The organism is Psychrobacter sp. S1-30-MNA-CIBAN-0213 (assembly GCF_040309845.1).
Classification (GTDB): Bacteria; Pseudomonadota; Gammaproteobacteria; order Pseudomonadales; family Moraxellaceae; genus Psychrobacter.
In genome coordinates this window covers 54,433-67,321 of sequence record NZ_JBEOPE010000003.1, presented here as the reverse complement: position 1 = coordinate 67,321, position 12,889 = coordinate 54,433, and the positions used below count along the sequence as shown (strand labels likewise).

The window sequence follows — 12,889 nt, the reverse complement described above, 5'->3', positions numbered from 1 at the left end:
TTAACGTTGAGTATGTCTTTTGACTGCTACGATTGTTTGCCATATCAAAACTGCAAACCATATATAAAACAATAGACTCACAAACTCTATACCACTTTTACCTGTAAGAAACCTACTAAAGGGTAAGAAGTTTTTTGCAAAATTGTTGGCCTTAATGGATATGTAATCGAAATTAGAATGCCAAAAATATGTATTTTCAGTTTCATTGAAAAAAGAACTATGCCATTCAATTATTTCTGAAAATATCAAAATGCTAACTATTAACCAACCAATTGGCATTATGTAACTGCTGCCAAAATTTGATATCCATCTATTACAGAATAATATAAACCTTTCAAACCAACTCCCACCGTTGGCTTTTAACTCTTTCCTATAAGCTTTCATCTCCTCAACAAAGAACTTATTTTCTTCGATGTTATTACCCGCGTCATCAAATGAGTTTTTTATAATTCTAAATGTCTCACGCTTCGTATTTTTGGAGTCGACATATACACCAAGGAAATTAGGTTTATCTTTCAAGTTTGTCTTTGAAAAATCTAATCCAGAATTGAATTTAGAGCCCCTAAAGCTAGAAAAATCCATGAATGTAACATACTTAAAAATAGTCAGGAATTCTTTATTACCTTTCTCTTGTTCGCTACCAAACTGTACATCTTCAAACCCAGCAAAGTCATTGAAAATACTCTTACTAAACTCTGCCTTTATAAAACTACTTCCAAATAAATCAAAAACTTTACTGACATTAGAGTTTTTGAAAATAAACACTTGGGTTGTAGTCTCTTTAACTTCTAATTTAGATTGAAACTCTGTATCCTCAACACTTAAGCAAGCTAAGTTCATATTATTAATTTTAATTTTATCTTCAAAAATACATTTTGAAATCTCAATAGCAAATAACTTTGATTGATTATTATCAGTATAACTTATTACTTCTTTCCGAAATATTAACCTTTCTATGACAAGGTCATTTTTAAACGAACAACCTGAGAACAAACTATCTTCAAAAACACTATTCATTTCAGTAGGTGATACTCTTACCTTATCCTTAAAATCACATTCAGAAAATAAGCAATTCGTATCATTACTCAACATTCTAACTGGAGTTATATCAAACTGATTATAAAACATACAACCTTGAAAGAAAAAACTTACATCTTCTAGCTGCCAATCACCTATATATAAATGACAGTCAAGCAAGTGAATTCCAATAAAAGACTTCAACAGTTTGAAATAATCAAAACTGTCTTTGCTCTTTCTATCAGGGAAAAAGATGTTACGTAGAACAATCGATTCGTTTACATTTCTTTTACTAATTAGCTTTCTAATTTCTTCCTCATTTAGATTTTCATTTTGAATTCTCTGAGAGATTTTTATTTCAAAGTTAGGATCGGATTTTGGCAGAGGTAGTATATGCCCAGAATTTGTGCGAAACATTGGCGTTGCTGTTGAATCTATAAAGTTAGCTATATACATACTTAGCAGCTTGTAAAACTCAGGTAAAACACCTCTTCTCCTATCATTTTGATAGTTGCTTTTTACACAATGAAGAGCACATTCTTCATGAGGTGCAAATTTATTATTCGTACAACCTTGAAAAGCACATGTCATGTCTTAAAACTCTCTCATTATTTACTACTAGTGAGTCAGTAAACTATTCTAATTTCGCTAGTTGTCATTTATATCACAGAAACAAAAAATTTAGACACTAATCGAGCGATAAAAAAACGCCATCACAATTGTGACAGCGTTTTTTATTACTATAGATATTTACGCTTTATTTACAACGCTTTTAACTGCTCCATCTGCGCCGTCATCGCGGTCAACTGCCCTTCTAACTCAGCCAGTTTCGCCTTCTCAGCATCGACCACTTCTACAGGCGCTTTACTCACAAAGCCTTCATTACCGAGCTTACGCGCGATGCCTTCAGATTGACCTTTCAACTTATCATATGACTTACCTAAACGCGCCAGCTCAGCCGTTGGATCAATCAGACCTTTCATCGGTACGAGTACACGTAGCTGACCGACCATACTTGATGATGACAGTGGCACTTCATCACCTTCTTTGACGATCTCTAAGCTCTCTACTTTGGCAAGCGCTTTGAACTGGTTTTTGATACGTGACAGACGCGCATCTTCGTCAGCAGAGATATTTTGTAGTAGCACCGGCAGACGTACGGCATTACCCAGTTTCATCTCACCACGGATATTACGGACGCTAGCGATGAGCTCCTGTAGCCACGCCATATCCGCCTCAACCTGCTCACTGATTTGTGCGTCATCCGTTTTTGGATAGTCAGCGACCACGATGCTGTCGGTATCTTTTCGATTCAGTAGCGGTGCGACCGTCTGCCAGATTTGCTCAGTCAGATACGGCATGATTGGATGGCTAAAGCGTAGCGCCGTCTCTAGCACGTGCAACAGTACATAACGGATTTGCGCTTTGCGTTCGTCCGATACCGAGTCATCATTTAGACTGGCTTTGGCAAGCTCAACGTACCAATCACAATACTCGTTCCAGATAAACTCATAGATATCTTGGCTGACCATATCAAGACGATACTGAGCGAAATGCTGATGGATATCGGCAACGGTAGAGTTCAGACGACTCATGATCCATTTTTCTGGTAATTCCCAAACGTCAGGGTTTGCCGCTTGGTCGATAGGCTTGGCACTGCCTTCGCCATCGACACAGTTCATGAGGACAAAACGGCTGGCGTTCCAGATTTTATTACAGAAGTTACGATAGCCCTCGACACGCTTTAGATCAAAGTTAATATCGCGACCGGTACTGGCCAATGAGGTAAAGGTAAAGCGCAGTGCATCCGTACCAAAGGCCGGGATACCTTCTGGGAACTCTTTACGCGTTTGCTTTTCGATTTTGGCCGCGTCTTTTGGATTCATCATATTGCTGGTGCGTTTTTCTACCAGCGCTTCCAGATCAATACCGTCGATTAGATCAATCGGATCTAAGACGTTACCTTTTGATTTTGACATTTTTTGACCATTACCATCACGCACCAGACCATGCACATAAACGGTCTTAAATGGTACTTGCGGCGTGCCGTCTTCGTTTTTCACGAAGTGCATGGTCATCATGATCATGCGAGCCACCCAAAAGAAGATAATGTCAAAACCTGTCACCAACACGCTGGTTGGGTGAAAGGTGTCCATCACGCGTGGATCGGCGTTGACGTCTGCCCAGTCAAGCGTACTAAACGTCCATAGACCAGAACTGAACCACGTATCGAGCACGTCATTATCTTGGCGCAATACGATATCATCGCTGAGACTGTACTTGCTACGAACTTCGGCTTCGTCACGGGCGACATAGATTTCACCCGTCGCATCGTCATACCATGCAGGGATACGATGTCCCCACCACAACTGACGGCTGATACACCAATCTTGCAGATCGGTCATCCACGACATATACATATTTTTGTACTGCGCAGGGACAAACTCGATGCTGCCGTCTTCTACCGCGTCAATCGCAGGCTTGGCCAATTCTTTCACAGCGACATACCACTGATCGGTCAACCACGGCTCAACGATCGTACCGCCACGCTCAGCACGTGGGGCTTTGAGTGCGTAGTCTTCGATATCTTCTAGCCAGCCCTGCTCGCCTGCTTGCTCAACAAGGAACTTACGAGCGGCAAAACGCTCAAGTCCTGCATACTCACTTGGCGTGGTCTCTAACTCCGGCTCACGCGTTTGCAGATCAGGATAGACTTCCATCGCTGCTAAGATATTGGCACGCTCATCAAGGATATTAATCAATGGCAAGCTATGGCGACGACCTAGCTCATAATCGTTAAAATCATGCGCTGGAGTGATTTTGACACAGCCCGTACCAAAGTCTTTTTCGACATAATCATCAGCAACGATAGGCACAACACGACCAGTGATTGGCAAGGTAATGGTTTTGCCGACTAAATGAGAATAACGCTCGTCACTTGGGTTAACGGCGACGGCGGTATCGCCAAGCAAAGTTTCAGGGCGTGTGGTCGCGACCACTAGATAGTTTTTACCATCTTGAGTCGTTAGGTCTTTATCCGTGAAATGATAGCGGAAATGCCACAAGCTACCTTTTTCATCATGGTTTTCTACTTCTAAATCAGACAATGCGGTTTGGAATTTAGGATCCCAGTTGACCAAACGCTTACCGCGATAGATGAGACCATCATCGAATAGACGCACGAACACTTCTTTTACCGCATTGGATAAGCCATCATCCATGGTAAAGCGCTCACGCGACCAGTCCACCGAGCTGCCAAGCCGACGAATCTGACGGGTAATATTATCACCCGACTCTTCCTTCCATTCCCACACTTTATCGATAAAGTCTTCACGTTTCATATCACGGCGCTTGATGCCTTGCGCTTCTAAACGACGCTCAACGACCATTTGGGTAGCAATACCCGCATGATCCGTACCCGGTTGCCACAGCGTATTGTCGCCATCCATGCGGTGATAACGCGTCAAGGCATCCATAATGGCGTTATTAAAGCCATGACCCATATGCAGCGAGCCAGTGACGTTTGGTGGCGGCAAAGCAATAGAGAACGACTCGTCTTTATCAAAGCTCGGCTTAAAATAACCACTGTCTTCCCAGCCTTGATACATGCCTGCCTCGACCTGTGCAGGATTATAGGCATTCTCTAACTGGCTTAAGGCTGCTTGGATAGATTTGGTCAAATGATTGTTGCTATCAGGATTACTCATAAGGCTCTCAGACTAAAACGTAAATGGATTAAATAGAATGGCTTAAATAGATATTTATAATATGACGCACAAGCAAAGCTATCGCTGAATTCATACAATTAACCAACGCAAGCAGGGTTAAAAAATACTGCCAACGATAGATAATAATAGAACAGGTGCGTAAATAAAAAGTTAGTGCGATGATTTTATCTTATATGAGCAAATTTTGTTAGCATCTGATGCTTTTTCCTTACTTGCAATGCTTTTCCATATGTCACTAGTGATCAAATTGATTTAGTTATTTGTCATCTCAGCTTTATTTAGGTTATGTTACTGGCGAGTTTTCTTTGCCGTAATTCCTATCTGCACCATCTCTGCACACTGCAAATGGAAAGCTGTCTACACTCATAATCTTATATAAGCTTATCCTTATGTCTAACATTACCAGCAAACCTGATAAAGAACCTGCTCCTAGCAACAAGCTTGATAATAGCGATGAGGTCGAAGAAGATAACGAGACGCAAGCGATCGAAAAATTAAAGGACGAAGATTTTCCTAAAGAGTTTAGTGATGAAGATAAAGAAACCATCAAGGAAGTCGCCAGTGACAGCAATCTTAGTGAGCCCAAAAGCTATGCCAGTATCCTAGTCGAACAAGTCATCGATGCCAAGGAAACTTTTAATCGCTCGCTTGGCTCATTGTTTACCAGCGCTTTTACTGCTGGGCTAGAGATTGGTATCAGTTTATTTGTCATTCTTTCTGCTTTTGCGCTACTTAACGAAGTAATCCCTAGTCACTATGCAATAGTGTTGGCTTCGCTACTTTATCCAATAGGCTTTATTATCGTGGTTATTGGTCAGTCGCTATTATTCACTGAGCAGACCTCACTGTTGAGCCTACCCGTGTTAAACAAGATAGAACCACTACATAAGCTTCTGCGTCTATGGAGCATTGTCATTGCCGGAAATATCGTTGGTGGTTGTATATTTGCCGCCTTGATGATTGGTCTGGGCTTGAATATGGATCTGTTTAGTGTCAGCGATATTGATGCTTATGCTGAGCATGTTTTGGGGTTTAAATGGTGGGTTATCTTTGGTAGTGCGGTATTGGCAGGCTGGATGATGGGCGTTGCAGCTTGGCTTGTGACCTCGGCACGCGATACGATTAGCCGCATTGTATTGGTCACTCTCATTACTGGTAGCATTGGGTTTTTGGGCTTACATCACAGTATCGTTGGCAACATCGAGGTCTTCTCAGCATTACTATATGGTAATACGGTTAGTTTATGGCGTTATTTGATATTTTTAGTGGTGGTATTAGTTGGTAATACAGTGGGCGGCGTGGTGTTCGTCGCGGTATTAAAAAACCGTACCTTCTTATTCGATGTGGCGAAGGTAAAGCAGCAAAATAAAGAGGATGAAAATGACAGAATAGCACGGATGAATGGACGGCAGCGTTAACGCGTTTTAGGGTTTTCGGTACTGATAACCGCAGTGCCGTAAGCAATGGCTTCCACCATACTACCCAGCTGATTGATATTACTGACTTCTAGACGTAAGCCATAAATGTGGTTGTAGCCTTTTTCTTGTGCTTGGGTACGCATACGCACTAAGGCTTCACGGCGCGAACGATCTAGCAAGGTTTCATAGGTGGTTAGGTTTTTGCCAAATAAGCTTAAGACCCGAGCAATCACCATTTTGAAATAATCTTGCGCAATAACGACGCTACCCAGTACCAGCTCACCTTCACTATTGGCGGCAAGGTTGGCTCGATAAAAACGCTCGCTGGATACAATAATATGAGCTAGCTCTTTTTCTGCCACTGTCAGCTGTGCTAAATGCTGACGTTCATGACGCATACCAAAAAACCAACCGACTGCGAATAATAAAACAAACGGCCCATAGTTAATGAGTATTTGAGTCATAGAATCATTCATGGCACGTCTCTTATCTTAAAAGCGAATGTGAAGTCGCAACAGCTTTGCAGTCGGTTCACTATCATTAGCCAAAGGGATTAAAACGTGGTAACTCATCAACTGGGGTTTTCGCTGGGCTTGGTTGTTGTTGATTAGACTGATAATCACCGGGTGGGTTGTACGGTGGCTGCGGTGACATAGGTTGTTGTTGCATACGTACGGCTTTAACAGCAGTACCATAAACAAACAGCTCTGAGGCTCCTTGTGCAATGCTAGAGGTCGAAAAACGCAGACCGACCACTGCATCAGCGCCTAATGCTTCCGCCTTGACAACCATGCGATCTATCGCTTCTTGGCGTGACTCTTCTAACAGCTCTGTATATGCCGTTAGTTCGCCGCCAACGATATTTTTGAGTCCGGCAAATAAGTCTTTACCGACATGCTTTGAGCGCACAGTACTGCCGTATACCACATCCAAGCGTTCGGTGATTTGATAGTTAGGCAAGTGCTCAAGATTAGAGAGTTGCACAGTCATGGTATTACCTTATCAGTGACTTGTCGTATAAATCAGTGAAGATGAATCAATGAAAATAAATCAGTGACAGCATTTATCTATAAATAAATGCTGTCTACGGACAAATCTAGTCATTGGTATGGAACAATAAAAACAATTCAGTCAAATTGCCTTCAATGCTGTTTGCCATCTGTGCCATCTTGTCTTCATCAGCACGCATCTGTGCAAGTTCTGGGTCTTCATCATCAATACCGCTGAGCAGAATCATTGGTAAGGTCAATACGGCGACATCTTCAGCAGTATCTTCAGATTCAAACCAGTCGCTAGCTTCATCACCATACATAGCATCTACAAAGCCAATCGACCAAGCGACGATATCTGACTCATCTGAAAAGTCGACAGCGACTTCTTCATTGCCAGCATCTTCACCAAAAGGCAGCTCAATAGGCGTCTCATTTTTCAGTTCAGCCATGATAGAGGCGCGCCAGCGATGAATGCCGTCGATGACGTTTTCTGGAAGCTCACTAACATGACCTTCAAACAATGCATCTATCCAGTTTGGCAGTGGACGTCCGATAACCGTGGCGGTCAAAAAACCATGGGTGGCGACACTATCGAGCACAAACTGGCTCTCTTGGTTGTCTAAAAATTCCATTAATTCATCGAAGCTTAATTGGTTGCTCATGGGGTACTTATCCTTGGGTCGATAGATAGCATAATAACTAATAGTGAAAACCAACTTGATTAGCTACTAACACCCTATCTATTAAATACATTATCAAATGCTATAAATAAAATTCACGATTATCATAAAAATAGAGTGAATGTCATCAGTTTAGCTTAGCATAATTGGGTATCGATAAGCTGTTACGTCCTATTATATAACCCAATCGCTAACTGACTTCCGACCAAAGGCTTAAATATCGTCGTCATCATCCCAATCTGCATCGAAGTCATCATCGTCGTCATCCCCTAAATCGTCTAGCTCGTCTTTTAGTGCTTTGGCAAGACGTTTTTCTTCTAGTAAATTATCAATCAAACGACGTTTTTCAAGGCTACTTAAACGTGTGCGTACACTGGTCTCTGCCTCTTCAACCATCTTCGCATCATCATCATCGGCAAACTCACCATCAAAATCATCATCGATATCAGTATCACTCATGACTAACTCCTATTATTTGGGCAATAAATACAAAATACATTGATATACTTATGCCTTATAAAGTCTCAGTCGCACCTTGTCAATCCTTTTTACGCATATCACTACTTTATTATTCTTTATAGTTGCGCTTTTTTAGATACTTATCAGGGTCGCCCACTATCTAATCACAGACATTGGTTGGCTATAAAATTAATCGGCTATCTCTTGTTCTTCATCTTCAGTTCCGGTCATCAGCACTGCATTACGAACAGTGGCTAAGCGTTGTATCATGGCATCATTAACGCCATCAAAGACAGCGCATTCACGTTCATATACTGTCGTCGGACGCTTTAAACTCTTCACTTGTACATGACTGCCAATTTGCTTAAGCCCAGAATTAGGCAATAAGATCAGCATTTGTTCTTTTCTACCGACACTCTTTAATAGCTGCGTCATTGCTTGCGTTTGCGCCTCATCACTCACTCCAGCTTTTGCTGGCAGCGCGAAACGTGATAGCTCAATATGCTTTTCATGAATGATTTTATTGAGCATGAGATACAACTTGCCCAACATGACACCAGCCAGTGCAGCTTTTGCATGACTATTATCAGCTTTGAGCACTGCACAGGCACCAACTTCATCAAAACGTGGCTCATTGACAACACTGACACCAAGCAATAGCGGCTGCTTAAGTAGCTCAGTCATTGCCTGATTTAGCAGTTGCGTACATAACGCGAGATAAGGCATACGCATTTCAGGCGCAAGACGCTCTAGCATGTCATATTCATCATGAAACATAATCTGCACACTTACGGTATCGAAAGCTCGGTTAGCAGACAATTTTGAGGCACTACTAGTAAATTTATGGGCACTACTACTATCGATTCCTGCACTAGCCTGAGCATCAGTTGAGCTATTAACAGTGCTAGTTGAACGACTACTCTGTGTCATATCGGTTGAGGTACTAGAGCTTGTTTGACTATCAGAGCTATTGGTTTGCTGCGATTTTAAATAAGCATTAAGCTCATCATGGATTCCAGCCGCACTGACTTTATTGGTTTTACCAGTTTCGTCACTAGGTGTAGCAGTGTCATTGTTCACATTATTGTTAACGGTACTATTTAAAGTATCATTCGAGCCAGTAGCACTGTCTCTCTCTTCGGCATAATTTTCATTAGGCGCGCGGCCATAACTCAATTGACCAGATTGCACATATTGCTCACGATGCAAGTCTTGAATATCTCGGCTTAGAGCATTGATTTGCTCTTTGGTTGGACGTGCGACATAGCCATATAGCAGCCATAAGAACAGATGAAAAATCAGCGAGCCAATAACGAACGGCCATTGCATCGCGATAATTTCGCCCTTACTGATGTCTTTTAAGGTCAATGCGACACTACCGATAACCGCATCGCCTTTGGTTGCCATCTGGCTAATGGTATCGCCTTGCTGCATAGGTGCATTACCTACTGGCACCAAAATCTCATCATTGCTATCTTTAATCACTATTCGTGCGACATCCTGCTCGCTCGTATAACGATTGGCAATGACACTCAGACTCACGCGGTCTTTGTTTTCTAAAGACAGACGCGCCTCATCGATAAGCTGGGCGACCATTTGCTCGCCTTTTTGCTCACGACTTTTAGTCAACTGCTGATCAGTGCTGATTACCAGCAATAAAGTCTGTAAACAAAAACTGACTAGAATGATAATGGCAAACAACCCTTGCCGCGGCGCTAAATACGTCATGATATGTTAAACTTTTTTGGATAAAGGAAATTAAAAAAACGAGACTGTTGCTCATTTTTTGGAAGAGTATGCTACTAATTGTTCTCATTTAAACGAACTTAATCTAACTGTATTACTAGCCGCGATATGAGCAATTGGCCAGTTAATATTATCTACTATATCATCATAGTGGTCATCATAGATTTAGCTGCCAGTATACATTTAATTATCTGCAAAGTTCGGTCATTATACTAGAGGTGATACCATTATTATTCAACTGTTGTACTTTGCACTTCATGTATAGGCGATACACAGTAAAACTGTTATTATTCCTAATCTTAACTGCGCATACAAGGGACAATTGAGACATGCCAAAAAATACGCCTTACTCGTTACCAAAAGACAGCAAAGCATGGCAACAAGCCGTTGATTCTGTAGCAGCATTGTTGCCTGCAGATACCAATCTGTTAGACTTTGATACGCTTCAATCTTTACCTGTATTTGCACTTATTGTAGTATTGCCTGCGCGTGTACATGCGCTTGATATTCATCAATACGTGCAGTCTTGGGTTGATGAACAGCCAAACTGGCATCTGGTAACAGTAGCAGAAGATACTGAGGCGAGCTTTGTAGATATTACGATACCGGAAGCGGCTACTGATACAGTTCCTGTCTCCAGCACTGATAATAGCACCAAACAGCCGTTTATCCCTGCGCAAGTGTTCCGCTACTTATTGGTTCCTGTTACCGATACTCTCATGCATCCTGGTAAAAAAACAGCGGCAGCTCACATTATTGATGACCAGCTAACTACTCGTCTGCGTCATGATTTGGCGGAGAACTACCTAGCGAAAGGCAATAATGGTACACAAAGCCTGAGTATCGACAGCATGAATGTGGTCGATTGTCACATTCTATCTATCGGTCATATGTTGCGTACTCATAAGCTTGTTTGCTTCGATATGGATTCTACTCTAATCGAACAAGAGGTCATCGTTGAGCTAGCAAAGACTGCGGGTATCGGTGAGCAAGTTGAGACAATCACGGAAGCAGCGATGCGCGGTGAGATTGATTTCGATGAGTCTTTTGTTCAGCGGGTATCATTACTAGAAGGCATTCCTACTACTGTACTTGATGAGATTTGTGCGCGCCTTACCCTATCAACAGGCGCTCGTACTACTGTTAGCGCCTTTAAAGCACTAGGCTATCACACAGTACTGGTCTCTGGTGGCTTCACTTACTTTGCCCGTTATATCGCTGAGCAGTTAGGTATCGATGAAGTCCATGCTAATAACTTAGATATCGAAGATGGCGAAGTGACTGGTCATGTACAAATGCCTATCGTTAATGGGGCTAAAAAGGCCTCTATCGTTGCTCATATCGCTGAGCGCATGGGTATCGAGATGTCACAAGTAGTCTGTGTTGGTGATGGGGCAAATGACTTACCAATGATGGCCAACGCCGATTTAGGCGTGGCTTACCATGCCAAATCTATCGTACAAGCTCGCGCTGATGCGGCGGTAAATGTCACAGGTCTCGAAGGCGTTCTCTATGCGCTTGGCTATCCGGCACTTATCTCTGTATCTTAATTAATAACAATAACTACTCTAAGCACTTTTTAGGCATAGAGTTTTGTGCGCCCTAAGCACATTATTTAGATGTTGAGTTAGATTGGTATCATTTGCTTTAATCTAGCTTAACGCCGTTAATTTAATTCTTGTAGCTAATGATTGTCTTTTCATACTTATCTCTTAATACTGATCTTTATTACTTTTTTAGAAAGGAATGTCCATGACGGCATCACCATCACCACGGCCAGACACGCCGTCATCAAGCGCGAAGACCGATGCAGCCTCATTATCAAATCTAGCAGCTGCCCCTTCAAAAGCAGATAATCCAAAGCAGTTGCTGGCTGTCTATATCAAAGGGATGGCAATGGGCGCAGCTGATATCGTACCTGGCGTATCGGGTGGTACCATCGCACTGATTGCAGGTATTTATGAGCGGCTTATTAATGCGCTTGGTAGCATTGGTCCGAGCCTTTGGCAAGTATTTCGTCAACATGGTGGCATCAAAGGTCTACTTGCCGTGTGGCGACAGGTCGATGCGACGTTTCTATTATTCTTATTATTAGGTATTGCCACTAGCTTTGCTACTTTAGCAGGCCTTATCAAGAACTTACTAGACAATCAGCCATTGCTTATCTGGTCGTTTTTCTTTGGTTTAGTGGTCGCCACTGTCGTTATTTTATTGAGTGAGATTAAACGCTGGAATGCAGCGCGCACAGGGCTATTTATCATTGGTATTGTGACAGCGGTAGTCATTAGTAACCTGCCGCTGCTTACCACTACTCCAAGCTTACCGTATTTATTCTTTGCAGGCGCCATTGCGATTTGTGCGATGATTCTACCGGGTATTTCTGGGTCATTCATCTTATTGTTGATGGGTGCTTATGATACGGTTTTAGAAGCGGTACATACTTTTAACCTTAGCGTCATCATCACCTTGATGGCAGGTATGGCAACGGGGCTATTATTATTTACGCGGATGCTCAAGTGGTTATTGGCACGCTATTATCAAGCAACTTTGGCACTACTAACTGGCTTTATCGCGGGCTCACTAGTTAAAGTATGGCCGTGGAAAGTAGACGCTTTGGGTACACTCAATAGTGATGCCATTAACAACGTTGCACCGTGGCAATACCCTGCTGGCGCGCAGTGGCTCACGACATTAGGGCTGATGTTACTCGGTGCAATCTTAGTATCGGCGCTATCTTGGTGGGGCAACCGTACCAATCGTGTATAACCTATTAGCTTATCATTCAAGTTATTGATATAAATGTATTTTTAAAATTATTTATTTACTATAAGCGCCCAGTATTGAGGCGC

The 12,889-nt window shown here is 42.2% G+C and carries 10 protein-coding genes; 3 read left to right on the top strand and 7 right to left on the bottom strand.

The features are described 5' to 3' along the window. Positions 1-1,608, bottom strand: a complete 1,608-nt coding sequence (locus tag AAEY87_RS03730; RefSeq protein WP_350656001.1) for a hypothetical protein — start codon at positions 1,606-1,608, stop codon at positions 1-3. Positions 1,609-1,778: 170 nt separating this feature from the next. Next, positions 1,779-4,724, bottom strand: coding sequence for a valine--tRNA ligase (locus tag AAEY87_RS03725; RefSeq protein ID WP_350656000.1), 2,946 nt, complete (start codon positions 4,722-4,724; stop codon positions 1,779-1,781). Positions 4,725-5,134: 410 nt separating this feature from the next. On the opposite strand from AAEY87_RS03725, the gene AAEY87_RS03720 reads away from it, so the two are divergent. After that, positions 5,135-6,163 (top strand): formate/nitrite transporter family protein, encoded by a 1,029-nt coding sequence (locus AAEY87_RS03720; RefSeq protein WP_350655999.1) that lies wholly within the window; start codon positions 5,135-5,137, stop codon positions 6,161-6,163. Here the strand turns inward: AAEY87_RS03720 and AAEY87_RS03715 are convergent. The 5 genes from AAEY87_RS03715 to AAEY87_RS03695 all read right to left on the bottom strand — a co-directional run bounded on the left by AAEY87_RS03715 (position 6,160) and on the right by AAEY87_RS03695 (position 10,022). Next, positions 6,160-6,639, bottom strand: coding sequence for a YbjQ family protein (locus AAEY87_RS03715; RefSeq protein ID WP_350655998.1), 480 nt, complete (start codon positions 6,637-6,639; stop codon positions 6,160-6,162). The two genes, AAEY87_RS03720 and AAEY87_RS03715, sit on opposite strands and share 4 nt — an antisense overlap. Positions 6,640-6,703: 64 nt before the next feature. After that, positions 6,704-7,147, bottom strand: a complete 444-nt coding sequence (locus AAEY87_RS03710) for a YbjQ family protein (RefSeq protein WP_350656197.1) — start codon at positions 7,145-7,147, stop codon at positions 6,704-6,706. 112 nt (positions 7,148-7,259) lie between these two features. Continuing rightward, positions 7,260-7,817 carry a UPF0149 family protein gene (locus AAEY87_RS03705; protein WP_068037883.1) on the bottom strand — a complete coding sequence of 186 codons (558 nt, stop codon included), beginning with the start codon at positions 7,815-7,817 and terminating at the stop codon, positions 7,260-7,262. Positions 7,818-8,048: 231 nt separating this feature from the next. Next, the gene (locus AAEY87_RS03700) at positions 8,049-8,294 is read right to left on the bottom strand and encodes a PA3496 family putative envelope integrity protein (protein WP_068037886.1); all 246 of its coding nucleotides are present in this window, start codon (positions 8,292-8,294) and stop codon (positions 8,049-8,051) included. 189 nt (positions 8,295-8,483) lie between these two features. Further along, a complete protein-coding gene (locus tag AAEY87_RS03695; RefSeq protein ID WP_350655997.1) occupies positions 8,484-10,022 on the bottom strand; it encodes a hypothetical protein in 1,539 nt (512 codons plus the stop codon). 347 nt (positions 10,023-10,369) lie between these two features. On the opposite strand from AAEY87_RS03695, the gene serB reads away from it, so the two are divergent. Both serB and AAEY87_RS03685 read left to right on the top strand, forming a co-directional pair. Further along, on the top strand, positions 10,370-11,590 hold the full coding sequence (gene serB, locus AAEY87_RS03690) for a phosphoserine phosphatase SerB (protein WP_350655996.1): 1,221 nt from the start codon (positions 10,370-10,372) through the stop codon (positions 11,588-11,590). 202 nt (positions 11,591-11,792) lie between these two features. Continuing rightward, positions 11,793-12,806, top strand: a complete 1,014-nt coding sequence (locus AAEY87_RS03685) for a DUF368 domain-containing protein (protein ID WP_350655995.1) — start codon at positions 11,793-11,795, stop codon at positions 12,804-12,806. Positions 12,807-12,889: the final 83 nt, after the last annotated feature.